We start from the raw sequence: 24,346 nt of genomic DNA, 5'->3' as shown, positions 1-24,346 counted from the left end.
AGCTGCGGCGTGGTTGCAAGACAAAGCCCCCCGGTGGGTGAAGCGGGATCGCAACGGCCGATGCGGTCGCTCGAACGGGGGGAACTACGCTGAGATTGCGCACTCGGCGAGTGACGGCGTTGCCCGCTACCGCGGAGGCGAGCGCAACAAAAGCGGCGAGAGAAGCGCGGCGACCGATGCCGCAAGCGCGACCGGCAGGTAGTGAGCAAGCGCGATGTGCCAGGAGTCGCACTGGGCGCAGCCCATCTGCACGACGAGCGCCGCGGCAAGCAGTGCGGTCGATGCACAGAAGAGCCCGACACTGGCGGCATCGAGAGGTCCGAGCCGTCGCATCATCAGCAGTCCGGCAATCCACGCAGGAGTCGCAACGAGGAGCGTGGTCCTGGTGCAACCGAAACCTTCGATCAGCACCGCAAAGAACCCTTTCCAGGTTCCGCCCCACGGCGAGAACACCGCGACCACCACCGCGAGCACCAGCGGGAGCGCGACCAGGCCGATGCGCGAGGATGCGGGAACGTCGCGGCCCGGGATCGACAACGCCGTCATTGCCGCCGCACTGGCGCCGGCACCGAGCGCGAGAGCGGCAAGCAGGCCGACGAACGCGGGATCATGGAGCCGCTCGGCCTCGACGACGCGCACGCCGAGCAGCCACGCGACCAGGAGCACGACGGCCGCCTCGACGACGAGCGCGAGCGTGATCATGCGCGCCAGTCGAATGGGTCGTACCGGCTCGAGGTCGGAGACGAGCGAGTCGACGAAACTTCCGCTGCCGCGGGTGCTGCCGGGACCTGCGCTCACGTTTCGCCTCCGAGCAGCCCGCGCCGCAGTGCCCCGTACGCGCGATGCGCACGCACCTTGAGGGCGGCGACGGTCACGCCGGCCTTTTCGGCGGCCTCTTCCACCGACAGTCCGTCCAGCTTCAGCAGCGAAAATGCCTCGCGCTGGCCAGGGGGAAGATTCTCGAGCACTTCGAGGAACAGCTCCCAACCTGCGCTCGCACCGTCGGCGACCGGCTCGGGCGCCTCCTCGGCGGCGACTTCCAGGTCGCCGCGCCTGCGGCGCCGTCTCAGGTGGTCGATGAAGCGGCTGCGTGCGATCGCGTAGAACCACGGCTCGAACGCGCGACCGGGCTCGAACGTGTGTCGAACCCTGTGCATCGTCAGCAGCGCGTCCTGGCAGATGTCGGCCACGGCTTCCTCGTCGCGGACTCGCCGCTTGACGTAGGAGCGTAGCAGCGGCTGCAGCCCTTCGAGCAGCGAGCGATACGCGTCCTGGTCGCCGCCCTGGGCCGCGAGCATCAGTGACGCGAAGTCTGCCTCGTTCCTCAAGTCCGCCTGCTCCTGAACCGTCGGACGCGGTGCGGCCCGACGACTGCGACGCCGCTACGCCGCAAAAGTTACGCCGAAACTTCCGCCGCCCGATTTTTTTCTGCCACGATCGTGCCCACGAGGTCGGTGATGTCCTGCCAGCGCCGGCCCGCCGGCCACTCCGCAAAGAACAGGCCGAGGTGAACCGGGTGGGCCTCTTCGCCGGGCAAAGCCAGGAGCAGCTCGCGATAGCTCGCGAGCTGGGCCGCGTGCCGGGCGCGATGCACCTCGACCTGCGCTTCGCTGTTTGCGGCGCCGCCGCGCAGCGGGCCGGTCTTGTAGTCGACGATCCAGCGCTTCCCGTCAGCAAGGAACGTACGATCGAAACGCGCGGAGGTAAGCGTGCCGTCCTGCCAGCGCGTCAGGCCCCATTCCGAGCGCGCGTCATCGTGAGCAGCGAGGATCCAGCGTCCTTTCTCGTCGTCGACCGTGGCAACGAGGGCGGCGATGACCCGGGCAGTCGCATCGGCGACTTCGCCCGGGAGCGCGCCTTCGCTTCGCAGCGCGTATTCGACCTGGCGGCGCTCGTCGCGGATGCGCTGCGCGTCCCATTTGGCGACGCCGTCGGTCGCGATTTTCTCGACGAACCAGTGGTAGACCTTGCCGATGTGCTCGGGAAGCTTTCCCTCGGCAAAAAACTCCGGCTCTTCGCTCGCCAGCGTCGAAGGAATCTCGGAGACGACGACACGAGTCGCGACGCTTTTGGGCGCACGGGCGACGGGCGCGGCGACGAGGCGCAGCGGCAATGCAACGGCGAGAGGCGGTCCTGCGGCGGCGTCCACGATCGTTGCGGTCGCGACCGGGCAGGCCGGGTCGAGCGCCGCAAGAAGGCTGTGGGCTCTCGGGCTGCCGTCTTTCTTCAGGCTGCCGTGGCCGGCGGAGAGCAGGAGGCGTTTTTTTGCGCGCGTCGCGGCGACGTAGAGAAGTCGAAGCGTCTCGGCACTGCCGCGCCCTGCTTCGCGATCGCTGACGAAACTGTACTTGTCTTCGTCGATGTCTTCTCGTCCACGAGCCGCCCTCGGTGCGACGAGCGAAAGCCGTCCGCTGCTCGCCTGTGTTTCCATCGCCAGCGCGCCTGCCTGCCCGGACAATCTCGGCACGCGCCCCAGCCCAGGCAGCACGACGATGTCGAACTCGAGGCCCTTGGCCTTGTGGATCGTCAGGATCTCCACGTCGACTTTCGCATCGCGGTCGGCCGGAGCATCGGCCTTGCGCAGCATCTCGGCCAGCTCGTCGAGGTCGATGCCGCCTCGCTGCGCGCGCGCGGCGAGAACATCGAAAAACGCCTCTGCATCGAGCGCTGCCAGAGAGGCGTTCGCGTACCCCGACGCAGGACCGCCGAGCCGCAGCCATGCGGAACGCACGACGATGTCGAGACGCCTGGCGCGCAGCTCGATCGCGCCGAGCGCCATGACCGATTTCAGCCTGTCGATGCGAATCCGCGCGTCGGCGCTGATCCGTTCGAGCGCCGACGCATCACCCAGCAGCAGCGCGATCGGCGTCGCGCGATCTGACCCTTTCTGCACGACGTCCGGCTCGACCAGGCTTGCAAGATCGCCGAGCGAAAGCCCGACCCACGGCGATCGCAGCAGCGCGAGCCAGCTCACGCGGTCGCCCGGATGCAGGAGCGCACGCGTCAGCGCTTCCAGGTCGAGGACGGTCTGGCGATCCGCGAGCTGGTCGAGTCCGGTCGCGCGAACGCTGAGATGCGGAGCCCGCGTTTCCAGGGCGCGCAGCAGCGGAAGAGCGTGGCTTCGCGCGCGGACAAGCACGGCAACCGGGGGCGGCGTTCGCGGGGCGGCGGGCTTCGTGCCGTTGCTGCCGGCCGCGCCGTCGGCGGGACGCGCTGCCAGTTCGCGGGAAATCCAGTCGGCGAGCCCTGCAGCTTCGACTTCGCCGCCGCCGGCGCCGGCCGGATCCGACCAGAGGATGAACTCGACGGGGCTTCCCTGCTGCGCCGCAGGCCCGGGCGCCGCATCCGCGAAACGCACCAGCGAGCGCTGGGGATCGTCTTCGCTGCCCATCAGCGTCGCGAATGCATCGTTGACCCATGAGATCAGCGAGCACGTCGAACGAAAGTTGACCGACAGCGATTCGGATTCGAGGTCGCAACCTTCGAGGAAATCGCGCGAGCTGCGCGCAGCGAGAAACAGGCCGACCTCGGCCTTGCGGAAACGGTAAATCGACTGCATGGGGTCGCCGACGAGGAACACGGTGCGCCGGCCGCTTCGCTGCCATCCGAAGACGAGCCAGCGAAGCATCTCGTACTGCAGCACGTTGGTGTCCTGGAATTCGTCGACGAGGATGTGCTCGATCGTCGCGTCGAGCCTCTCGAGGGTTTCGCCGGGCTCCAGCGCGTCGAGGGCGGCGAGCGCAATCTGCGTGAAATCGACTTCCTTTCGCTCGCGGAAGATCGTCCACAGCGCCGCATTCGCATGGAGCAGCACGGCCAGCAGCGCGCCGAGGCCCTCTCGCCCGTCGTCCGAAAAGACCGGGCTGCGCGGAAGACGGCTGGCCCTTTGCAGGCGCCCGAGCCAGTCGTGCGGCGAATCTTCAAGCTCTTCGGCAAGATCCACGAGCATCTGCTTGACCGTCGCATCGCCCGCGTGGACTTCCGGATCCCTCGTCTTGCGCGATCTCAGCTTTACAGGTTTGCCCTTCGTCAGCAGCGTCGCGGCCTGGCGCCACGCCCACGCAGATTCGACGGTGTCGCCGAGCAGGTCGCCGCTGCCGAGCGTAGGCCAATTCCCGTCGTTGCCGGTAACGTCGCGGCTGCGGCATGCCAGCCGATGGATCCGCGCGATCAGTTGTGGCTCGAGCCCCGCGGCGACCGCTGAAATTTCCGCCTGCATCACGTCGCGGAACCCCTGCTCGATCTGCGTGGTCCATTCGTCGCGGCTGCGGCGGTGACCGAACGCGCCGGCGAGCCACTGGTCGCGGCGGGCCAGCATGTCGACCAGCTCTTTTTCGAGGACGTCGAGCCCCATCTCGTAGCGCTCGAGAAGCACTCGCAGCGGCGACGTCGCGGCGTCGTCACCCGTATCCGAGAGCGCGCGACGCGCCGCCTCGCGGTACAGCGCGGACGCATCCTCGACGACCGCCGGCGTGCTCCCGAGACGCGAGACGAGCGGGGTGGAGGCGACGATGCGCGCGCAGAAGCTGTCGATCGTGAATACCTGCAGCCGCGACGGCGATTTTGCGAGGTTCCACTGTTTCTCGCGGTCGCGCTCGAGCACCGCCAGCGCCAGCTCGCGACGGCGGCGGTCGTGCTCGCTCGTCGGCGGCGGCGCGTCGGAGATTTGCGCGTCGAGGAGCGCGGTCTCGATGCGATGGCGCATCTCTGCCGCCGCCTTGCGCGAAAACGTGATCGCAAGCACCGCTTCGGGTTCATCGACTCGCGCGAGCAGCGCGAGAAATCGCAGCACCAGCAGTCCCGTCTTCCCCGATCCCGCCGGAGCCTGGACGATGAAGCTGCGCGTCGGGTCGAGGCAGCGCTCGCGCGTGGCCGCATCGTCGGGAACCTGCTCGAGCTGCGCCGTGCTCATTCGTCGCCCTCGGCTTCGTCCGCGTCTGCGCCGGCAGTTTCGCGGATGCGGCACAGCGCATCGGCGCGGCACTGCTTGCAGACGGAGGGCTTGCGCGGATCGGGCGCCGTCACTCCGGCCAGGTAGTCTCGCGCCAGCGCATCGAGCGCGGCCTGCCAGTCGCGCGACCCGGTTGCATAGTCGATCTTCGCGCTCGGGGCAGGAAGCTTGTCGGCAAGGCGCTGCGTGGAAAGTCCCGTCAGCTCGCAGCGATCGCGCGCCGCGACGTTGGCGAACGCGATTCCCTCGACACGACGACCCAGAATCGAGAGCAGCACCTGGTACAGCGGCAGCTGGGGCTGCTCGGGCCTCTCTCCTCTCCACACCGACGCCGACTTCGGCGACGTCTTGTAGTCGAGGACGAGGATTCCGTCGCCGTCGACTGCATCGATGCGGTCGGTCCGGAACGAGATCGTCAGCGGATCGGCAACTCCCGGCGGGAATCGCTCGGTGAACGAGCTCTCCAGGGATTCGACCGTCCACGCAGCGGTCCTTGCGCCTTTTTCGTAGCGCATCCAGCTCGCCACCAGCGCCGAAAGCCAGCCTTGCGCCGAAGCTTTCAGATGCAATGCATCGGCAAAGAACTCTGTGTTCGCATCAATCGCGGCGGCCGCCGCCCTCTGCGCGTGTTCGTCGATATTCCCGTCGCTCAGGCCGTCCAGATCCGTTTTCGATTCGATCTCGCCGTACGCGTGTTTGAGAGCGTCGTGGACGAGCTCGCCGCGACGCGCGCGGTCGGGCTGCGGCTGCATCGCAGCGAGAGCCTCGGCACCGAGGCGCCGCGAGGCGAACGCACGGAACGGGCAGTCGGACTGGTGGGCGAACAGGGTCGCGCTGCCGCGCCGCACCCGCGCAGCACCGGCGACATCGGCGGGCCTCGGCTCGCGCTGCGCGTCGTCCCACGCTTCCAGCCACCACGGTTGCGGCGCCGCAGGCGGATGTTCACCGCTGCGGTCGAGATGCGCGCTCGGCATCTGCTCTTCGTCGCCGTCGCCGAGCACCGCGTAGCTCGCGTGCACCTCGCGCGCGCTGCGAACCACTCGCTCCCAGACGATCCCGGCCAGCTCGCGTTCGGATTCGACCGAAACGCGCGGCATGCCTTCCTGTCTTCGCTGCCAGCGCACCGGCAGCAGCGGATTCGGACGCGGCGGCGCAGGAAACGCGCTCGAAGTCATCGCGATCGCGAACACGACGTCGAATTCGAGGCCGGTCGCATCCAGCAGGTCGAGAACCTGCACGCCGAGTCCCGTCGATGCGGGCTGCACCTGCATGGCACCGCAGATCGCGCGCAGCCGCGCAAGCGCTTCGTCGGCGCTCATCGACGTCTCGACGGTCTCGAGCATCGCGAGCTCGTCGACCGCATCGCGCCAATGCTTGAACGCGAGCCCCTCGACCTCGCCGTCCACCGTCGAAGTCCATTCGAGGATTTCCAGGCGCTTGATCCATTCGCTTCGCCACTGCGACGGCGAACGCTTCGGAGCGGCCTTTTCTTCGAGACGGGACGTGAGCCTGGCCAGCCGGTCAGGAGCACCCTTGATCCCGGCCTGCCGGAGCACGTCGCCCAGATCGTTCAGGCTGAGGACGGCGGCGCGCCGGCGGCGAAGGCGCGCTTCGACGGCACCCATGTTCGCGCGTTGACGTTCCAGCTCCGCGCCGCGCGCGCTGCCGCAGAGGCGGCCCGACAGAAGCACGCGCGATACCAGCGCGAACGGTACGCGCCGCGACGGAAGCGACAGCAGATCGATCGCATCCGCGATCAGCGGGTAGCTGTCGAGCGTCGGAGCAGTCGACAGGTCGAAACAGCGCACGGCGCGATTGCCGTCGCCGCTCGTGCCCACCGGGTCCAGCTCTTCCTCGAAGATCCTCTCGAGACGGGCCGCAAAAGGCGCAACCGCGGGAGCGAGAACCCCGATGCGAAGGTCGGGGGCCTCGCGCAGCAGGCGGCGGATGCGCAGCGCGACCTCGCGCAGCTCGCCGCCCGTCGTCGTCGCGGTCCATAGGTGAATCGGCGCAGGCGTGCGCGAGAGCGGGTCCGCATCCTCGTGCAGCTTCGCGCCGCGTGCGATGAAAGCATCGACGACGCGCCGGATTGCGGGATCCCAGCGCTCGAAACCGGCGACGAGCAGGTCCGAAGGAATCTCGATTGCCGGCGATGCCGCGATAATGGCCGTTTCGACCAGCCGCGAAAGATCGGCGGCAGTGACGAACCCGCCCTTCTCGAGCTGCTCTTCGAACTTCGGCAGCCACGCGCGGAAGGCGTCGACGTCCTCGGTCACGAACTCGTCGTTACCAGGCCGTTCCCATACGCGGACGCGACGCCACGCCTCGGCGGCCGTCGCCGCAAGCGCCGACGCGTCGAGCAGCTCGCGCGGCAGCTTGCCCGGATTCGCGACGATCACCCTCTCCCACAGCAGCTGCTCGGCAGCGCGCGTCAGCAGCAAGCGTCCCGCTGCGCCGCCCGCGTGCTCGGCGGCGAGCACTTTCGGCCCGTTTTCAAGGAGCCAGGCATCGAACGTGTGGATCGGGGGCGTTACGGCGACGCCTTCGCCGCGAAGCTCGGCGACGCGCAGCCGCAGTGCGCGAGCCAGGCGCCGCGTCCGCGTGAAGACGAGCGGGCGCCGGCCGGGTTCGAGGAGCGCGAGCAGTGCCTCGTCGCGCAGGCCCGGCTTCAACACGGAGTCCCCCCGCGCGGCGTCAAGCTTCAATCACCGGGCGGCGGGCTGTCGTTGCGAAGCCGCGCAAGGATCGTGCGGATGCGCGCCGCGTTTACGCCGAGGTCTCCCTGGCCGTCGCGCGACTTGGAGCGAATATCGACGCGGCTGCCGCCGCCGTCGTTCGGACGGATGCGAACGACCACGTCGTCGGAGAAATGGAAGATCCGCGACGTTTCGGTCGCCTCGATGCGACCGTCGGTGCGGTCTTCACCGGTGATCTGCGTGCGCGGCAGCGACGAGAGCACCGAATGCACGTGCTCGAACGCAGCGCCCGGACTGTCATGGGTGACCAGCGTGGCCAGGTCCGGATACGCCTGGTGCTGCTGGAACGCGAAGCTCGCGCCCGGGTAGTTCATGTCGCGGTCCTGGTTGGGCGGAGCCTTGGTCGCCGTGACGAAGACCGGCGGATCGTCGACGTTGGTCGTGATGTCGTTGATGCGCGGCAGGCCCTGGCCCTTCGAAGCCGCCACCATCACCACGACGAGCACGGCGATCGAGAGCGCGAGCCCGCGAAGCGCAAGCCTGCGTCCCTCACGCCGTTTGCCAGGCGCAGTGGCGACGACACCGACGATGGACGTGACGATACCGATCAGCGCCAGCCCGAGGCCGAATACCATCATGAGGAACCCGCCGAAGGCCGGCAGGATCTGCATCGTGGCGGCGCCGACCCCGATGACGAGGAGAGCCGCGGCGGCCATCCCGAGGGAGGCGCCGAAATTGGCTGCGGCGGACGGTCTGTTCGAGTCTGCCATGGGGGGCGATCCTAACGCAGTAGCGGGGCCTGCGGCAACGTCGGCCCCGGTGCTATCGTGGCGGCATGCGGATACGCACAGAGCGGCCCCCCGAGCACCCTCACGTCGCACTGGTCACGATCGACCGGCCCGATCGCGCCAATTCCCTCGACCCCATCGCCCTGCGCGAGCTGGCGCAAGCCTGGCGAGCCCTGGCCGCGGACGACGAAGTGCGCGCAGTCGTGCTGACCGGTGCCGGCGACCGGGTGTTCTGCAGCGGCATGGATCTGCGCGAGACGATTCCGGCGGCTCAGGCGCTCGCGCGCGGCGAGAAGATCGACGACGCAGCGTTCGAAGGCCTGCGCTCGGCAGGAACCGCGACGCTCGCGGCGTTCGATCTCGGCAAGCCGCTCGTCGTTGCCGTCAATGGACACTGCCGCGGAGGCGGCTTCGACCTGATGCTCGCGAGCGAGATGCGCGTGGCGGTGCCGGAAGCGACGTTCGCGCTCGAAGAAGTCGCGCTCGGCCTTTTCCCGACCGGCCACGCGGCGGTGATGCTGCCGCGCCAGATCGCGTGGGTGCACGCGCAGGAGATCATGCTCGGCGCGCGGCCTTTCTCGGCGCAGCGTGCTCTGGAAATCGGAATCCTCAATCGAGTGGTTTCGAGCGAGAAGCTTCTCGACTCCGCGTTCGAGCTTGCCGACCGCGTCGCATCGAACGCGCCGCTGGCCGTGCGCGCGACGCGCGCCGGAGTTCGCGAGATGCTGCACCTGTCGCTCGAAGAAGCTTACCGGCGCCAGGAAGAGCTCGGGCGGCCGCTGCGTCGAACCGAGGATGCGCGCGAGGCGCAGCGGGCTTTCGTCGAGAAGCGCGCGCCCGTCTGGAAAGGCCGCTGACTGCGGGGCGAGGCGTGTATGGCGAGCGCGGCGTGTATGGCGAGCGCGGCCCGAAGCGCGAGGCGCGGTCGAATCAGAGCCCGCGGTCGAGACTGAACTTTCCCGCTCCGCGCGTCGCGATGAACAGGAAGACGAAGCAGTAGAGCGCCGCCATTTCGCCTTCGTTGATCGCGGGGAACACCTTCGCGCCGCCCTCGAATTTCCAGTGGAACTGGAAATACGCCACTGCCATCTCGCCGCTGCAGAGGAACGCCGCCAGGCGAGTCTGGAATCCGACGAGCACGGCCAGGCCGCCGAGGAGCTCGATCAGCCCTCCGAACCAGATCTGGCTTCCGAGAGGCGGCGAGAATGTCGCAAGCACGCCGAAGATCTTCTGCAGGCCGTGGAATGCGAACATGAAGCCGGTCACGATGCGCAGCAGCGCGTAGGCTTCCCCCTGGTAACGATCGAGCCATCGCATCAAGCGCTTCTCCCGTGCGGCGGACGGCGCCGCACGGCAGCGACACTAGCGTGCCGCACGGGCTCGGAGCAAGCGCACCCTCAGGCGGGACCGATCGAGCGGCGGCATCGGACTGGCGCCCGCCGCGACAAATTTTGCAGCAGCGGGTTCGGCGGTGAGGAGCCGCGCTGCGCGACGCCGGGTGGCGTCGCGCAGCGCTCATGAGACCCGATCAGACGATCCCGCCGGCGAAGCTGCCGTGGAACCCCATCGGCACGCGGTGCTCGAGATGGCAGACGGCCAGGGGCTTGGCGCCGACATCGGCGGCATCGAGAATTGCAACGAAGCTCGTGTCGTTCACTCCGTCGTAGACGGTGCACAGCACGAAGCCGTCGTCCTCGGCCGAAGTCGCGCTTCGCGGCACGAAGACCGGCTCGCTCGGCCAGTGCCAGCGACCGAAGTCCTGCACCTGGTTCGCGCCGCCCTGGCGATCGTAACGCACGATGGTCGCCCACGTGTCTTCGAGATTTCCGATGCTGCGGTCGAGCGCCGCGTAGCCGTAGCGGTTGCGGTAACCGACGAGGCGGTCGTCCAGGCGCGGGAACTCTGCGCCGCGCTCGTCGAGCTGGCGCTCGCTGCAGACTCCCGTCGCAAGGTCGAGCTCGTAGAGGAACGGGACTCCCGCAAAACCGGGAGTGGCCCTGCCGTCGCGTGCATTGCGCAGCGAATCGAGCAGCGCATCGCCGTCGCGGTAGGTCACCGCATCCATCATGATCCTGCCGTTGTCTTCGTATGCGTTGCCGGGATGGAAAATGAAGCCGGGCGTCGGCGCCGTGAACCACTGGGTCTTCGCCCCGGCTTCGCGGCGGCGTACGCCGAAGCGCAGCCCCAGCTCGGGCTTCCACGAGATCGCTTCGTTGAAACCGCCGGCGTTCATCAGTGCCATCCCATCGAAGTGGACCGCGCCCCAGATGAAGATCGCGTAATGCTCGGTGATCGCGATGTCGTGCGCCATCACTGCGTACGGGGCGTCCACCGCTTCGGCCAGCGAGCAGGAGCCGTCGGGCTCGACGACGTAGTACTGAAGGTAAGGCTCGAACGGCTGGTAGCCGTGGATGATCATCTGGCCGGTGCGCGCGTCGATCTTCGGGTGCGCCGTCGTGCTCATGCCGAGCATCTTGCCCTGGAAATCGTTGACCCCGATCGGAGCGAGCGTGCGGCGGTCGATCTCGAACGGGAATGCGTTCTCGACGAGCGCCATCAGCTTGCCGCCGTGGAAAACGACGTTCGTATTCGGCTGGATGCGGAACGGATCGACCGGATCGGCGACCTGGACACCGATCGCGTTCATGCAGAAGCGTCCCTCGTCGCGCTCGCGCAGCGTGCACGGATGCTCGACGACGCGGCCGGTGTAATCGAGGCGCCCGTCGTCGAAACGGAACGCGTGCACCAGGCCGTCCCCGTCGAACAAGTGCAGCGCTCGGTAGCCTTCGGCCGGCAGCACCTGCTGGGAAGGACCGTTGCGGTACAACGTCCCGTGGAGCTCGCGCGGGATTTCGCCGTCGATGCGCGTCACCCGGTAGCTGCGCTGCACGGTCGAAGGCCGCCAGGCGTTGATCCAGTACTGGCGCGCGTCGAGCGCGGTTTGGCGGGAAGCAGTGGCCTCGGCCCCAGTCTCGAGTCCGTTCATGGGTCGGCTCCTTCCCCGGCAGGGGAGTCAGGTTTTGTCCCGGGATCCTTTTTCTGCCTTCGTGCCGGAAAAGGCACGAAAAATGCGGAAAACCCGGCCCCAGGCAACCGCTGCAAGCGGTACGGGCGCGGAAGTTAGCACCGCTAACACCGGAGCGTCAACGGCTTTCGCCGCTTCGGCCCGGGGCTGTTTCGCGCAATTGTGGGTTTTGACCGCCGTTTCCCTCAACCCTAGAAGAACGCTCGATTCCCCACTCGAATCCTTGCCCGGAGACGAACGCATGACCGACCCCATCGCCCGCTTTCGCGCCTGGTTCCGGGCCGCCTCCAAGGCGGGGGCCCCGATTGCGGAGGCCATGGTGCTGGCCACCGCCGATCGCCGCGGGCGTCCGTCGTCGCGCTACGTGCTCCTGAAGGAGGCGAGCGAGCGCGGCTTCGTGTTCTACACCAACGCCGCCAGCCGCAAGGGGCGCGAGATGGCGGGCAACCCGTACGTCTCGCTCGTGTTCTACTGGCACGTTACCGGGCGGCAGGTGCGCATCGACGGCAAGGTTCGCGTGCTCAGCGCCTGCGAAGCCGACGAGTACTGGCAGGAACGCCCCGTCGGCAGCCGCTACGCGTCCGCGGCATCCGACCAGAGTCGCCCGATCGCGTCGCGCCGCGAGCTGCTGCGTCGCTACTCGAAGTTGCAGCAGCAGTATCCCGACGGCGAGATCCCGCGCCCCGCGCATTGGAAGGGCTACCTCGTGGTGCCCGATACGATCGAATTCTGGACTCGCGCCGAGCCGCGCCTTCACCGGCGCGAGCGGTTCACGCGAGTTCGCACGGCGGGGTCCGCATCGCCCACCACAGGTTCCAAAACGCGCACCGCGGGCTCCAGTTCGCGCACCGCGTGGTCCAAGTCGCGCAGCGCGCGCTCGAGATGGGAAAGCGAGATCCTGCAGCCGTGACCGGCGCGGCCGCACGCACCCGCGAGATCCTTTTCTACCAGGCCTACTGCCAGCTTCGCCTGGAGTCCGAGCGCCTCTACATCGGTTACCTCTGGTGGCCGCTGGAGACGCTGCTCGAGATGGCCGTGCTCTACGTCGTGTTCGGCCGCATCCTCGGCGTTCCCGTCGAGCACTATGTCTCCTTCCTGCTGTGCGGCCTGGTGTCGTGGCGCTGGCTGGCGCAGAGCATCACGCGCGCGGCGCCGACGATCCTCGTCAACCAGCCGCTGGCGATGCAGGTGTTCGTTCCGAAGCTGGTTTTCCCTGCAGCGATGTTGATCGTCGATGCCGCCAAGTTCGGCATCGGCCTGTTCGTGCTTTTCGTCTTTCTCGCGGCCGACGGCCTGTTGCGGGCGCCGGCGCTGGTGACGTTTCCTCTCGTGCTTCTCGTGCAGTTCCTGCTGATCGCGGCGCTGGCGCTGTGGACGGCGGCGCTGGTGCCGTTTCTTCGCAGCATTCTCGTCGGGCTCGACGTCGCGCTGCGTTTCGGGATGTTCGTCTCGGGCGTGTTCTTCGAGCTTTCGCGGGTGCCCGATCCGCTGCGGGCCTGGCTTTCGCTCAACCCGATGGCGGTGGTGCTCGGCGCGTGGCGCGACGTGCTGATGCATGGGCGCCTTCCGGACCTCGCTGCACTGGCGGCGGTCGCTGCCGTCTCGCTCGTCGCCATCGCGGCAGCTCGCGCCTTCGTGCGAAAGCGCGAGCTTCTCTATCCGAGATTGCCGGCGTGAAGAACGCTCCTGCACTTCTGCGAGTGCGCGACGTTGCCGTGCGCTACATCGTGCGCGGACGCATCTTCACGCGCGGCCGCAGCGACCGCTGGGCACTGCGCGGCGTCGATTTCGACGTGCATGCCGGCGAGACCCTCGGCATCGTCGGACGAAACGGCGCGGGCAAGACGACCTTGCTGAGGCTTCTCGCGGGAATTCTCGGACCGGATCGCGGCGTAATCGAACGAGCGCCGGGAATCCGCGCGTCGCTGCTCGGACTCCAGGTCGGATTCCTGCCTCAGCTCACCGGCCTCGAGAACGCGACACTGTCGGGAATGCTGCTCGGACTTCGCCGCGCCGAAGTGGACGCCAAGATGGATTCGATCATCGCCTTCGCCGGGCTCGCAGCGGTGATCGACGACCCGATCTCGACGTGGTCGGACGGCATGAGGGCACGTCTCGGCTTCTCGGTCGCGTGGCACGCGGACCCGGAGCTGCTGTTGCTCGACGAAGCGCTCGGCACCGGCGACGCGGCCTTCCACGAGAAATCGGCGGCCGCGATGCGCGAGCGAATCCGTTCCGACCGCACCTGCGTGCTCGTTTCCCACGACGCCGCGACGATTGCCGAGCTGTGCGACCGCTGCCTGTGGATCGAGGACGGGCTGGTGGCAGCGGCGGGCGATCCTGCCGATGTGCTGGACGCTTACGGTCGCGCGATGCACGCGCCGCCGGCCTGCGCCCTGCGCACTTTTTCCGCAGCCTGAAACTACACCCCCGAAGCGGCCCAACCGACGCGGTATGAGCCAGGAAGGTAGCTTCATTCTGCTCACGTCGTCTTTCGAAGCTCGTTCTTCAGGATCTTCCCCGCCGGATTTCGCGGCAGCGGCTCGTTCGTGAACTCGACGAACTCCGGCACCTTGAACGCCGCCATGCGCGAGGCGACGTGGCGGCGCACCGCTTCGGCATCGATCGTCGAGCCGGCGACACGGCGTACGATCGCCTTGACGCGCTCTCCCATCTCGGCGTCGGGCACGCCGACGATTGCGGCTTCGTCGATCTCCGGGTGCTCGGCGAGGAGGTTCTCGATCTCGACGCAGTACACGTTCTCGCCTCCGCGCAGGATCATGTCCTTGACGCGGTCGACGATGTAGAGAAATCCCTCTTCGTCGAGGTAGCCGAGGTCCCCGGTATGCAGCCAGCCGTCGCGCACCGTCTCGGCGGTCGCGTCGGGACGGTTCCAGTAGCCGGGCGTGATCGTCGGCCCGTAAAACAGCACTTCGCCGAGCGAGCCTGCGGCGACTTCGCGACCGTCGCTGTCGACGATCCTGCAGTCGAGCATCGGCGCGACGCGGCCGGCCGAGGTCTTGCGGCCGAGCAGCGCCTTTCCGGCGTTCACCGTCGCGACGCCGTGGGTTTCGGTAAGGCCGTACGCGTTCGAAAAACTCGGCTCCACCGGCAGCACTGCGCGCGCCCTGTCGATGGTCTCCGGCGCCGTGGGCGCGCCGCCGAACGAGACGCTGAGAAGGCTCGACAGGTCGTAGTCGGCGATGTTCGGCGAGTGCACGACGCGGTGGAGCATCGTCGGGATCGCCGGCCACATCGTGATTTTTTCCTTCTCGATCATCTGCATTACGCGGTCGGGATCGAACTTGCCCTCGAGCAGCACGATCTTGATGCCGGCCGTGATCTGCGTGCAGATGCCCGAATGCAGTCCGCCGACGTGGAACAGCGGCGAAGTGACGAGCGCCGAAGGCTCGCCGCCCGAAGGAATCAGCTCGCTGCCCGACAGGATCGAGCCTGCAATGCCCGCGAACAGGATGCCGAGCACCTGAGCGATCGTTCCGCGATGCGTGGTGATGCAACCTTTGGAGCGCCCCGTCGTACCCGACGTGTAGAGGATCATGAACGGATCGTCTTCGTCGATGGGCTGCGTGGGCACCGTGTCGGTCGGCTGCATCAGTGACGAGAACGGAGTCGTGCCGGCCGGCGCGTGCTCTCCGACGTAGAAGACTTTCTCGAGCGTCGGGATGCGGCCGAGCACGGGCGCGACGCGGGCGAAAAGCCGGTCGTCGACGACGAGGAAGCGAGAGCCGGAGTCGCGGAGGCCGTACTCGAGCTCGTCGGTCTGCCACCAGCCGTTGAGCGCGACGCCGATGCCGGCAACCGACGTTGCGCCAAACGCAGCCAGCAGCCACTCGGGCCGGTTGACCGCGAGCACGGCGACGCGGTCACCTTTTTGCAGCCCGTGGTCGGCGACCAGGCGCTCGCCGACGCCGAAGACGAGGCGCGCGAAATCGCGATCGCTGTAGCGGCGGTCCCCGTAGACCAGGAGGGTCTGCCCGTCCCGCGCCGAGGCGGCAACGATTTTTTCGCGGATCGAGCGCTCGCGCGCGACGAAATTCTTCATCGGCCTGCCGCCGACCATCTCGACGGCGATCTCGAAAGGGCCCCCGGGACCCGTCATCTGCTGAAGAATGTCCTCGTATTTGATCTGCACGGCGGGAAACTAGCGGCATGGCACCCGCTCGGCAAGACGAGCGGGTCGCGTTGCCCGGCGCGAGCGCCGAATCGACAAGCGCAGCGCCGGCGTCCAATATGGAGCAGGTCATTTCGAGTTTTCCCGCAACCACTGAGGCGCCCAGCGCAAAGGACCAAAGATGGAAAGCATGCTCACCAAGGTGATTCGCATCCTTCTCGGACTGCTGCTCGTGTTCGCCGGCCTCAATAAATTTTTCGGATTCGCGCCCAATCCCCAGCACAACGCGGAAGCCTCGGCCTTCCTCGGCGCTCTCGTCGCCACCGGCTACCTGCTCCGGCTCGTCGCGATCGTCGAGATCGCGACCGGCCTTGCTTTCCTCGCCGGGCGTTACGTCGCGCTTGCAACCGTCGTGCTGGCGCCGCTGGCGCTCAACATCGTGCTGTTCCACGTCATGCTCGATCTCAGCGGAGCGGGACCGGGACTGTTCGTCGGCGCAGCGACGCTCTACCTGCTCGTCGCGAACCTGCCGAAGTACCAGGACATGCTCGCGCCGCGCTGAGCAACGGCAAGACGCAGCAGACTGGACGCGACAAGAAAGAAGGGCCGGGCAACCGCGAAGTTGCCCGGCCCTGTCGCGACCGGAGAGGTGGCGATCGAATCAACGCCCCCGTGTCGAACGCCCTCTCGCGGCCGCGTGCCTCTCCCCCGGATCCCGGGGATTTCGGGAATCCGCGGTGCCCCGCGCTTCCCCTGCGCAGGACACCGCGTCCCCGTCGCCGTCCCCAAACGGCGTTTCCCCCGACCCGAGGCCCGACGTTTCCGCTGACAGCCTCCCTCGTCGCGCGCCCTTATTTTTTCCGTCAGCGCTGCGCGCTTCCTCGTGCTTCTCCTTCAGCGCTGCCGCGGCTGCGCTGCATTCTCCCGCTGCGCGAGCACGCTCCACTGGCGCGCGCTCGAGAGGAACAGCACGCCGGCAACCGAGAGGAAGATCACGACCGCCGCGCAGCGCAGCACGGTGTCGCTCACCAGCACGTCCAGTCCCGGCGCGGACGCCGAAAGACTCGCGTGGGCAGCGACCGGCGTGAGCGAAGCGACGACGAGCAGCGCGAGCAGCCCGAGAACTCCCACGCCGAAGCCGATTGCTGCCAGCAAGGTCGTGCCGCTGGCAGCGCTGCTTGCTGTGGTCGTCGCGGACCTCCCGTCCGCAGCGCCCTTTTCTCTTCCGGTCGTCATGCCGTCTCCCCCGATATCCTTCTCGACCGTTCGCTCGACCGCAGATCGACCGTCAGATCGTGCCGCTGGCGACATAGCGCACGGCCGTCATCACGAGAATCGTCAGCGCGGGTACTCCGCCGAGCAGCATCGCCACCGGCGGCAGCGTCTCGTGCAGCGAAACGAACGCGGCCACACCCTGGTTCATCGCGGCCTGGTCGCTCATCGCAGTGAAGCCTCCGAAACCGTCATCGTCGCCGCGCGAAGCGCAGCGAGCATCGGGCGCTCGCGCCGCGGCGCAATGAGCAGGCCCTCGAAGCAGAGTCCGACGACCTGGTCGGCGTAGTCGTCGATCCAGTGCTCACGCTCGTCGCTTGCGCCGAAAAGATGGGCAGCCAGTGCCCGCGACTCGAGGTAGCAGGAGATCGCACCGAGGATCATGAAGAACGTCGTCTCGAACGGCGCCGCGCGCATTGCGCCTTCCTGGATCGCGCGGTTGTAGACGTTCTCGATGCGGCGGATCACGGGGTTCAGGTTGCGCGTCGCGAACCACTCGTCGTGACCGGAATCGACGCCGCCTTCGTCACGCATGAGCCGGTAGGCGGCGCGGTTGGCAGCGAAGAAGTGCACGAGGCGGCGCACGATCAGGCGCAGCGCATCGCGGCCCTCGAGCTCGTTGCCCTGGGCGATGGCCTCGTTGACGGTGGCCGCAAAGCTGGCGCAGAAGACTTCGAGGGCCTCGCGCCACAGGTTGGCCTTGGATCCGAAGTGATAGAGCACCAGCGGCGCGGTGACGCCGAGGCGCCGTGCGATGGCGGCCAGCGAGGCCTCCTGGAACCCCTTCTCGGCGAACTCGACGAGGGCTGCCTCCAGGATCTGGTTGCGAACGCCGGGGCGGACAGCTCCGGACGGTCGGCCCGACTGGGCCTGCTGGGCGCGCTCTGCGAGGCGTGTGGAAGTCATGCTCCCACCTGAGCAACCGTCGTGCCAAATCCTTCTTTGAGCTTTTCCCGCGGGTTAGCCTGAGCGTATCGTCAGGCGGGCGGGTGAGAAGCCCGCCCGGTGGGCATTTGCCCACCCGCCGCCGTTTGGCTCGGGGGTGGGGTCAGGTACCGGCCCGTGGTCCGGCGCGAGCGCGCATCGAATCGACGCGGGTGCCAAGATGATGCGCTCCGGCGCCGGATCCCCGGCAAGGAGGGGGACCATGGCCGATATCGTTCTGGTCGAAGACGAGGATGTCCTGCGGCGCTATCTCGCCGGCACCCTGCAAAGGCTCGAGCACACCGTCCGGGCGGCCGAGACCGCCGAGGACGGACTGCGCCTGATCGAAGAAGGAGAGCCGGACATCCTGCTGAGCGACTTCCGGTTGCCGGGCATGACCGGCTACGAACTTCTCCAATCCGTCAAGGAATCGTTTCCGTCGGTCTCGGTGGTGCTGCTGACCGCGCACGGAACGGTCGAAGATGCCGTGGCCGCGATGCGCGCCGGCGCCAGCGACTATCTCACCAAGCCGGTCAACCTCCAGGAGCTCGGCCTGATCATCGATCGCTGCCTGGCGAGCAAGGGCCTGCGCAACGAGCTCGACTACTACCGCAAGCGCGATCTCGCGCCCGGCTCGGCGCACGACGATGCGGAGCCCGATACCGTCGGGCTCGTCGGCGAAGCTGCCTCCGTGCGAGCGCTTCGCGAATTGCTGCTGCGCCTTGCCGCACACCAGAAGCGCGGCGGCGGCGGGCCGACCGTCCTCATCACCGGAGAAACTGGAACCGGCAAGGGCTTGATCGCGCGCGCGCTCCACCGCGCAGCTCCGCGCCACGACGCGCCGTTCATCGAGGTGAACTGCGCCGCGCTCCCCGACCATCTTCTCGAAGCCGAGCTGATGGGCTACGAGCGCGGCGCTTTCACCGGTGCGATTCGTTCCAAGCCGGGCCTTTTCGAAGCGGCCGAAGGCGGAACGATCTTCCTCGACGAGATCGGCCGCATGAGCCTCGACCTGCAGGCCAAGATCCTGAAGGTCATCGACGAAAGGGTGCTGCGAAGGCTCGGCAGCACGCGCGACCGCGTGCTGCGCTGCTCGGTCGTCACGGCCTCGCACCTGGATCTGGAGGCTGCGGTGCAGCGCGGCAGCTTCCTGCCCGACCTCTACCACCGCATCAACGTGTTCCGCATCCAGTCACCGCCGCTTCGCGAACGCGGAGACGACATCGTGCTGCTCGCAGACCATTTCCTGACACGCCACGCGGCAGAGTACGGCCTTACTCCCCCGCAGCTCACCGAGCGCGCGAGGGCGGCGCTGGCCGCCTATTCGTGGCCGGGCAACGTGCGCGAGCTGGCGCACGCGATGGAGCGCGCCGTCGTGCTGAGCCAGCGCGACGTGATTGACGCGGAAGACATCAGCCTGTTCTCGATCGGCGACGCCAGGCCGGCCGCCGGCGACGGATCGACCGCTCCGCGCTCGATCCGCTCTCCCGGAGAATTTCGCCTCGATTTTTCGTCGGGACCGATCTCGCTGGAGGAGATCGAGCAGCTTGCGCTGCGCCAGGCCTTCGAGCACGCCGACGGAAACCGCACGGTGGCCGCAAAGCTTCTGGACATGTCGAAAGACACGCTGCGCTACCGCCTGGAGAAATTCCAGATCGGCTGACGCCGACAACGTGGCCGGGGACAGGCACCAGCGCGCATCGAGCGGGCAACATCGCCCAGTTGATGCGCGCTGGTGCCTGTCCCCACGCGCTGGTGCCTGCCCCCCAATTCGGCCGGATCAGCGGTTGTCGGAGCTGCGCGGCAGGCGCGTCACCCGCCAGCCTTCCCTTTCGTGCACCAGCTCGATTTGGCCGGGTTGGCCGAAGGCCGAGGCGTCGCCGCTCGCGTACTCGAAAAGCGTCACCGGAAACGAGCACGAGCTTTCGTCTGCGCACTGGCCCGGATGCAGCTCGTAGGCCTGGTGGCGCGGGCTGCTCTCGCCGGTCATGTAGAGACTGAGCCACGAGGAGTACGCCGCGGCATCGACGCCGCCGGGAGGATCGAGCAGCGACGAAGCCATCAGGCCGCGCCCCGCGGCAGCGTCGCGGACCAGCCACGCGTGGAGAAAGGCATCGGCCGTCTGCAGGGCCTTCGAATAACTGGCGGGAACCGCGCCGGCGGCAGCGGCCGGACCGGCCATCGCAAGGACGCCAGCCAGCGCAAGCGGAGAGACTCTCAGCATGGCCTTCATCTGTTCACGAGAGCAGGTCCATCACCAGCGAGCGCACTTCGTGCGCTGTTGGACCAGTCAGCGCTCTTCGTCCGTCCATCGAAAATCCGGGGCGACGCTGATCTGCGGCAAGCCTTCGATCCGCACAGTCGCTTTCCAGCTGCCGGCGGCCGGGGCCTCCGGCATCACCAGCGGAAATCGCGTCGTCGCCCCGCCGGCAAGGGCGAGCGGAAGTACCCCACGGGCCTGGGAATGGAACTCGGCGCCGCCTTCGCCGTGCATCTCGACGTCGGCAACCACCGGCGCGACCGGCTGCGGCAAAGCCCACACGGCATCGCTGCGGTTGGTCACCTCGACGTCGAGCTCGAACGGAGGATCGGGTGCAAACGCTGTGCTTCGCGTCGAGCCGCCGGTCACGACGAGCGCGAGCTTCGACGGATCGCGGTGCACCAGGATCGGCTGGGGCAGGCCCCAGATCGCCATTCCTTCCTCGAACGTCAGAAGTCGCGCGGGCGCGGGAAACGACATCGGCGAAAGCGCGGCCGCCGAGTGCAGTGCCCTTTCGATCACGAAGCCGAAGCCTGCGGCGGCCAGCTCGTCGACGCCTTCGCGGCTGTGGCTGCGGTCGGCGAGCGCGTAGACCTGGCGCATCACCGGAGGAATCAGGGAATTGTAGCAGGCCGACGTCGCATGGCCGTGGTACGCGGCGTCGAGCAGGGCAACGGGGGCCTTGACCATGCGACCGGTCGGCAGGTCGAGCACGGGTCTTGGATCGAGTGAGCTCGTCAGCACGGCGGCCATTGCATCGATGCGGCTGCGCTCGGGTGCCACTTCGCGAAGCTGCACCGGTGCGCCGCTGCCGAGGACGACGCTCGCGAACGCCGGCGGACGGATCTCGAGGCAGGTGATCGCGACCAGAATGGCGGCGAGCGCCGCGACACTGCGCCCCTGCATTCTCTCGAAGCAGCGGCTCCAGCCGATCGCTCCGAGCGCCTGGATCCCGAAGCAGACGGCCAGCGCGGCCTTGCCCGGCGCGCGGACGAAATCGAGAAGCGGCACGACGCGCGCGAGCGATTCGTAGACGCTCACCGGCTGCCCGCCGAGCTCGACGCGGGTCGCAATCAAGGCCGCGGCCAGCGTCGCGGCGATGAGGCCCGCAATGGCACGTCCGCCCGCGCCGCGCCAAAGCGCTGCCAGCAGGGTGACGCCCGCCAGCGCCGCCAGTCCCGGCGACATCAGTCCGCCCGGCAGGTAATCCGGCAGATCGACGAAGAATTTCGGCGCGGCGATCGGCGGCAGCATCCACTCGCGCTGGACGGCGGCGTAGCGCAGCAGCAGCGCGCCGGTCAGCACGAATGCCGGCAATGCGGCGACGACGCATTCGACGATGGTTCGAAGCGCGAGACGGCCGCGATACCAGCGCACGCCGATGTCCACGGTTCCGTAGGCACCGCCGACGATGCCGATCGCGACCAGCGGATAGGATCCGACGAGCATCGCCAGCGCGAGCGTGATTCCCATCAGCACCAGCGCAGGGCCGCGATGCTTTCCGTCGAGCGCGGCGTCGAAAGCCCACAGTACCCACGGAATCCACTCGGTGCCGACGACGGCCGGATGATACGGAAGGTCGGAGATTCGCGGCACCGCCAGCGCGAATGCGACGGCGCCGACGATCGCCGCCGCCGTGCTCGCCGTGTGGCGCTCGACGAACAGGAACATTCCGCTGGCGGCAACCAGCAGCGCCGTCAGCAGCGCGAGATTGTAGGTGGCCACCGGATCGTGCGTCAGGACCCACCACGGCGCGGCCAGCACGCCGAGCTCGAACATGTGCTCGCCGAGCATCGTCGAGTCGGGCGTCGGGTAGCACTGACCCTGGGTGAGCAAGGTGCCAAGGTCTGCGTGCAGCAGCGCCCGCGCATTGGCCGACGCTCCCCACAGCGAAAGGTTCTGGTCGTTGGCCAGGATGAGGTCCCAGTCGGCGTGGGACAGGCTCGCGGCATCGAGGGCCGGCGCGGCAGGCTCACGCACCAGCGTGTGGGTCTTCAGGTGGAGAGCCAGCGGCCACGACCACCACACCGGCACCGCGACGACCAGAGCGCATGCCACCAGCAGCGCGCGCCCGCGGCGGCGCGGCCCGGGCGGCTGTACCGCAATCTCTTCGATCATGCGCCCACGCAGAACAGGAGCTGGCGATAGCAGCGCCGCAGCGGCACCGACAGCGCATCGAGAATTGCACCTCCGGCGACGACGGCGGCCGGCGCGGGCTCGCTCAGCCAGCGGCCGAGGTGCGCGCGATGGCTTCGACTCTGCTCGACGCGAAACCCGTGGCGGCCGAGCAGCACCGAAAGGCTCGCCCCGGTGAAGTAATGGTTGTGCCTCTTGTCGTAGAGCAGCTCGAGCGGAGACTTGACCAGATGCGCGCTCGCGCGCCAGGCGAGGTCGGCGACGACGTTGAAGAGGCTGGCGGCATCGATGGTCAGCACGACGAGAACGCCGCGGTCGGCGAGCAGTGCGCGGGCGCGATCGAGCACCCGGCCCGGGTCGATCGTATGCTCGAGCACGTCCCACATCGTGATCGCGTCGTAGCTCGAAGACGGAAGCGCAGCGGTCTCGAAATCGCCGCAGACGACAACGGCGGCGCTGGTTGCCGCGGCCCTTGCCGCGAGCTCCGGCGAAAGCTCGACGCCCTGGGCATCCCAGCTTCTGTGCATGGCCATACGCAGGAAGGCTCCCGATCCCGCTCCGACATCCAGAAGACGGCCCGTCGGCGCAAGCTGCAAGGAGGTCCTGCGCGTCGCGAGCGCACCGAGAGTCTCCGAGAAGATCCGCGCCTCGACTCCGCCGTCATCGACGTCGAAGTAACTGCCGTCGATGTAACGGGGATCGCTGTAATACCCGGCCATTTCCGCGGGCCCGGGAAGAGGGTCCCGCTGCAGCCCGCCGCAGCGCGGGCACTCGACGACGTCGAACGCGGAGAGCGCGTAGCGCGTGCGGCGTTGCCCGGGATCGCCGCACAGCGGGCATGGAACAGTGGCCGCGGCAGCGTCAGTCGCCGTCATCGCGCAGCCTTGCGCGCAGCATGGCGATTTCCTGGGTCAGCCGCGTCACCTGGCGGCCGAGCCGGGTGAGCACGACACCGTACGACAGCGCGATCGCGAGCAGGAACAGCAGCGCGAAGAAAAATACCGTCGAGCTCGGCGTCCACGCTCCGATGAGGCCCGTCATCCTCTCGAGCAGCTTGAGGTCGATGGCGAGCACGAGCACGGCCAGGGCGCAGGTAAGCCAGATCGGCGTCAGGCTTTCGGAAAGACGACGGCGCCGCACCGCTTCGAAGACGGCGGCGAAAAGCGCGAGCGCCACCATCAGTGCAACCACGCGCACGGCCGTCGTGTCGGACTCGGCAAGCAGCAGGTTGCGAAGCTGTTCCTCGGTCATGCCGCCTCTGCGCGGCCGGCCGCATCCCGCGTGTCGCGGCGCCGGACCGTCACCGGGCGAATCGCGTTCATGACGACCGACAGCGTCATCTTGTAGACGTAGTACAGCACGCCGATGCCCGCGTGCATCGACGGCGAGCCCGCTGCCGAGCGCATGTTGGCCGGCACGTCGACTATGCGAAAGCCGCTGCGCGCAGCGAGCACGAGCACGTCGGCGTCCGGATAGTCGAGGGGAAAGGAATCGGTGGCGTAGAGCTCGAGGACTCCGCGCGACAGGGCCTGGAGGCCGGAGGTCGGATCACTCAGCTCGAGTCCGACGAGGGTCCGCACGAGGGTACGGAACCACGCGCTGCCGAGTCTTCGAAGAGGCGGCATTTCATAAGTCGACGCTGCGTGGAAACGCGATCCGACGACGAGGTCGGCCGTGCCGGCAAGAATGGGCGCGGCCAGCACCGACGCGTCGGCCGGGTCGTGCTGTCCGTCGGCGTCGATCTGCACGACGAGGTCGTAGCCGTGGCGCAGGGCGTAGAGGTAGCCGGTCTGCAGCGCGGCGCCGTAGCGGATATTGAACGGATGCGAGACGACGGCCGCACCGGCGCTTGCCGCCAGCGACGCGGTAGCGTCGCCGGAGCCGTCGTCGATCACGAGAACGTCGAAGCCACCCGCCTCGCGGCGGCAGCGCGCGACGACGTCGGCGATCGAGCGGGCCTCGTTCCACGCCGGGATGATGATGAGCTTGCGCATGGCTTCGTCGTTGCCGGAGTGGCGGTCTCGCCGGCAGTCGCGGCGTCACGACCGGCGCTGGCCGGAGCCGGGCGAGCCGCCTTGCCCGTAACCGGCTTACGATACCATCGCAGCGGTCGCTTTGCCCACCGCATCCGCAGAGCGCTCAAGCGGGCTGCCGCAGCGCCG

22 protein-coding genes are annotated in these 24,346 nt (G+C 68.1%); 6 read left to right on the top strand and 16 right to left on the bottom strand.

What is annotated here, in order from left to right; genetic code table 11:
• Positions 1–126: 126 nt before the first annotated feature.
• From VGK20_19555 to VGK20_19535, 5 genes are all read right to left on the bottom strand, one after another.
• The gene (locus tag VGK20_19555) at positions 127–798 is read right to left on the bottom strand and encodes an NrsF family protein (protein ID HEY2776247.1); all 672 of its coding nucleotides are present in this window, start codon (positions 796–798) and stop codon (positions 127–129) included.
• Positions 795–1,328 (bottom strand): sigma-70 family RNA polymerase sigma factor, encoded by a 534-nt coding sequence (locus VGK20_19550; GenBank protein ID HEY2776246.1) that lies wholly within the window; start codon positions 1,326–1,328, stop codon positions 795–797. The genes VGK20_19555 and VGK20_19550 overlap by 4 nt, the downstream gene beginning before the upstream one ends.
• 68 nt (positions 1,329–1,396) lie before the next feature.
• Positions 1,397–4,912, bottom strand: coding sequence for a UvrD-helicase domain-containing protein (locus VGK20_19545; GenBank protein ID HEY2776245.1), 3,516 nt, complete (start codon positions 4,910–4,912; stop codon positions 1,397–1,399).
• Entirely contained in the window at positions 4,909–7,626 is a 2,718-nt protein-coding gene (locus tag VGK20_19540; GenBank protein HEY2776244.1) for a PD-(D/E)XK nuclease family protein, read from the bottom strand. Before VGK20_19540 ends, VGK20_19545 begins: the two co-directional genes overlap by 4 nt.
• A gap of 26 nt (positions 7,627–7,652) precedes the next feature.
• Complete coding sequence (locus tag VGK20_19535) at positions 7,653–8,417, bottom strand: DUF1499 domain-containing protein (protein ID HEY2776243.1); 765 nt, start codon at positions 8,415–8,417, stop codon at positions 7,653–7,655.
• 65 nt (positions 8,418–8,482) lie between these two features.
• On the opposite strand from VGK20_19535, the gene VGK20_19530 reads away from it, so the two are divergent.
• On the top strand, positions 8,483–9,292 hold the full coding sequence (locus VGK20_19530) for an enoyl-CoA hydratase-related protein (GenBank protein ID HEY2776242.1): 810 nt from the start codon (positions 8,483–8,485) through the stop codon (positions 9,290–9,292).
• Between the two features lie 73 nt (positions 9,293–9,365).
• Here VGK20_19530 and VGK20_19525 read toward each other — a convergent pair whose 3' ends face one another.
• Positions 9,366–9,752, bottom strand: coding sequence for a DoxX family protein (locus VGK20_19525; protein ID HEY2776241.1), 387 nt, complete (start codon positions 9,750–9,752; stop codon positions 9,366–9,368).
• Positions 9,753–9,963: 211 nt separating this feature from the next.
• Positions 9,964–11,421: a carotenoid oxygenase family protein gene (locus VGK20_19520; protein ID HEY2776240.1), complete on the bottom strand. Its 1,458-nt coding sequence runs from the start codon at positions 11,419–11,421 to the stop codon at positions 9,964–9,966.
• Positions 11,422–11,701: 280 nt separating this feature from the next.
• Here VGK20_19520 and pdxH point away from each other — a divergent pair, with 280 nt between their 5' ends.
• Genes pdxH through VGK20_19505 form a run of 3 tightly spaced genes read left to right on the top strand, consistent with a single transcriptional unit; the run spans position 11,702 to position 13,880 of the window.
• The gene (pdxH, locus tag VGK20_19515; protein HEY2776239.1) at positions 11,702–12,370 is read left to right on the top strand and encodes a pyridoxamine 5'-phosphate oxidase; all 669 of its coding nucleotides are present in this window, start codon (positions 11,702–11,704) and stop codon (positions 12,368–12,370) included.
• On the top strand, positions 12,367–13,137 hold the full coding sequence (locus VGK20_19510; protein ID HEY2776238.1) for a hypothetical protein: 771 nt from the start codon (positions 12,367–12,369) through the stop codon (positions 13,135–13,137). Before pdxH ends, VGK20_19510 begins: the two co-directional genes overlap by 4 nt.
• Positions 13,134–13,880, top strand: coding sequence for an ATP-binding cassette domain-containing protein (locus VGK20_19505; protein HEY2776237.1), 747 nt, complete (start codon positions 13,134–13,136; stop codon positions 13,878–13,880). Before VGK20_19510 ends, VGK20_19505 begins: the two co-directional genes overlap by 4 nt.
• A gap of 62 nt (positions 13,881–13,942) precedes the next feature.
• Here the strand turns inward: VGK20_19505 and VGK20_19500 are convergent, their stop codons facing one another.
• Positions 13,943–15,613, bottom strand: a complete 1,671-nt coding sequence (locus VGK20_19500) for a class I adenylate-forming enzyme family protein (protein HEY2776236.1) — start codon at positions 15,611–15,613, stop codon at positions 13,943–13,945.
• Between the two features lie 160 nt (positions 15,614–15,773).
• On the opposite strand from VGK20_19500, the gene VGK20_19495 reads away from it, so the two are divergent.
• A complete protein-coding gene (locus VGK20_19495) occupies positions 15,774–16,154 on the top strand; it encodes a DoxX family membrane protein (protein ID HEY2776235.1) in 381 nt (126 codons plus the stop codon).
• A 332-nt stretch (positions 16,155–16,486) separates the two neighbouring features.
• On the opposite strand, the gene VGK20_19490 is transcribed toward VGK20_19495, so the two are convergent.
• Genes VGK20_19490 through VGK20_19480 form a run of 3 tightly spaced genes read right to left on the bottom strand, consistent with a single transcriptional unit; the run spans position 16,487 to position 17,770 of the window.
• On the bottom strand, positions 16,487–16,828 hold the full coding sequence (locus tag VGK20_19490) for a hypothetical protein (GenBank protein ID HEY2776234.1): 342 nt from the start codon (positions 16,826–16,828) through the stop codon (positions 16,487–16,489).
• A gap of 52 nt (positions 16,829–16,880) precedes the next feature.
• Positions 16,881–17,033: a hypothetical protein gene (locus VGK20_19485; protein HEY2776233.1), complete on the bottom strand. Its 153-nt coding sequence runs from the start codon at positions 17,031–17,033 to the stop codon at positions 16,881–16,883.
• On the bottom strand, positions 17,030–17,770 hold the full coding sequence (locus tag VGK20_19480) for a TetR/AcrR family transcriptional regulator (GenBank protein HEY2776232.1): 741 nt from the start codon (positions 17,768–17,770) through the stop codon (positions 17,030–17,032). Before VGK20_19480 ends, VGK20_19485 begins: the two co-directional genes overlap by 4 nt.
• Before the next feature lie 241 nt (positions 17,771–18,011).
• Between VGK20_19480 and VGK20_19475 the strand changes: the two genes are divergently transcribed.
• The gene (locus VGK20_19475; GenBank protein ID HEY2776231.1) at positions 18,012–19,451 is read left to right on the top strand and encodes a sigma-54 dependent transcriptional regulator; all 1,440 of its coding nucleotides are present in this window, start codon (positions 18,012–18,014) and stop codon (positions 19,449–19,451) included.
• Between the two features lie 117 nt (positions 19,452–19,568).
• Here VGK20_19475 and VGK20_19470 read toward each other — a convergent pair whose 3' ends face one another.
• From VGK20_19470 to VGK20_19450, 5 genes are read right to left on the bottom strand one after another with little or no spacing between them, the layout of a single operon-like run.
• The gene (locus tag VGK20_19470) at positions 19,569–20,021 is read right to left on the bottom strand and encodes a hypothetical protein (protein HEY2776230.1); all 453 of its coding nucleotides are present in this window, start codon (positions 20,019–20,021) and stop codon (positions 19,569–19,571) included.
• 57 nt (positions 20,022–20,078) lie between these two features.
• The gene (locus VGK20_19465; GenBank protein HEY2776229.1) at positions 20,079–22,166 is read right to left on the bottom strand and encodes a hypothetical protein; all 2,088 of its coding nucleotides are present in this window, start codon (positions 22,164–22,166) and stop codon (positions 20,079–20,081) included.
• Entirely contained in the window at positions 22,163–23,059 is an 897-nt protein-coding gene (locus VGK20_19460; GenBank protein HEY2776228.1) for a class I SAM-dependent methyltransferase, read from the bottom strand. The genes VGK20_19465 and VGK20_19460 overlap by 4 nt, the downstream gene beginning before the upstream one ends.
• Positions 23,046–23,435, bottom strand: coding sequence for a DUF2304 domain-containing protein (locus tag VGK20_19455; GenBank protein ID HEY2776227.1), 390 nt, complete (start codon positions 23,433–23,435; stop codon positions 23,046–23,048). The genes VGK20_19460 and VGK20_19455 overlap by 14 nt, the downstream gene beginning before the upstream one ends.
• Positions 23,432–24,178, bottom strand: a complete 747-nt coding sequence (locus VGK20_19450; GenBank protein HEY2776226.1) for a glycosyltransferase family 2 protein — start codon at positions 24,176–24,178, stop codon at positions 23,432–23,434. Before VGK20_19450 ends, VGK20_19455 begins: the two co-directional genes overlap by 4 nt.
• Positions 24,179–24,346 lie beyond the last annotated feature (168 nt).

It is taken from the genome of Candidatus Binatia bacterium, assembly GCA_036493895.1.
GTDB lineage: Bacteria > Desulfobacterota > Binatia > UBA1149 > CAITLU01 > DATNBU01.
This window is presented reverse-complemented; position numbering and strand designations above follow the sequence as displayed.

Excerpts from the sequence above, each read along its gene's own strand:
- VGK20_19520 (HEY2776240.1), bottom strand. The coding sequence starts at position 11,421 with ATGAACGGACTCGAGACTGGGGCCGAGGCCACTGCTTCCCGCCAAACC.
- VGK20_19495 (HEY2776235.1), top strand. The coding sequence starts at position 15,774 with ATGGAAAGCATGCTCACCAAGGTGATTCGCATCCTTCTCGGACTGCTG.
- VGK20_19535 (HEY2776243.1), bottom strand. The coding sequence starts at position 8,417 with ATGGCAGACTCGAACAGACCGTCCGCCGCAGCCAATTTCGGCGCCTCC.
- VGK20_19490 (HEY2776234.1), bottom strand. The coding sequence starts at position 16,828 with ATGACGACCGGAAGAGAAAAGGGCGCTGCGGACGGGAGGTCCGCGACG.
- VGK20_19450 (HEY2776226.1), bottom strand. The coding sequence starts at position 24,178 with ATGCGCAAGCTCATCATCATCCCGGCGTGGAACGAGGCCCGCTCGATC.
- pdxH (HEY2776239.1), top strand. The coding sequence starts at position 11,702 with ATGACCGACCCCATCGCCCGCTTTCGCGCCTGGTTCCGGGCCGCCTCC.
- VGK20_19455 (HEY2776227.1), bottom strand. The coding sequence starts at position 23,435 with ATGACCGAGGAACAGCTTCGCAACCTGCTGCTTGCCGAGTCCGACACG.
- VGK20_19530 (HEY2776242.1), top strand. The coding sequence starts at position 8,483 with ATGCGGATACGCACAGAGCGGCCCCCCGAGCACCCTCACGTCGCACTG.
- VGK20_19465 (HEY2776229.1), bottom strand. The coding sequence starts at position 22,166 with ATGATCGAAGAGATTGCGGTACAGCCGCCCGGGCCGCGCCGCCGCGGG.
- VGK20_19470 (HEY2776230.1), bottom strand. The coding sequence starts at position 20,021 with ATGAAGGCCATGCTGAGAGTCTCTCCGCTTGCGCTGGCTGGCGTCCTT.
- VGK20_19460 (HEY2776228.1), bottom strand. The coding sequence starts at position 23,059 with ATGACGGCGACTGACGCTGCCGCGGCCACTGTTCCATGCCCGCTGTGC.
- VGK20_19485 (HEY2776233.1), bottom strand. The coding sequence starts at position 17,033 with ATGAGCGACCAGGCCGCGATGAACCAGGGTGTGGCCGCGTTCGTTTCG.
- VGK20_19525 (HEY2776241.1), bottom strand. The coding sequence starts at position 9,752 with ATGCGATGGCTCGATCGTTACCAGGGGGAAGCCTACGCGCTGCTGCGC.
- VGK20_19545 (HEY2776245.1), bottom strand. The coding sequence starts at position 4,912 with ATGAGCACGGCGCAGCTCGAGCAGGTTCCCGACGATGCGGCCACGCGC.
- VGK20_19475 (HEY2776231.1), top strand. The coding sequence starts at position 18,012 with ATGGCCGATATCGTTCTGGTCGAAGACGAGGATGTCCTGCGGCGCTAT.
- VGK20_19480 (HEY2776232.1), bottom strand. The coding sequence starts at position 17,770 with ATGACTTCCACACGCCTCGCAGAGCGCGCCCAGCAGGCCCAGTCGGGC.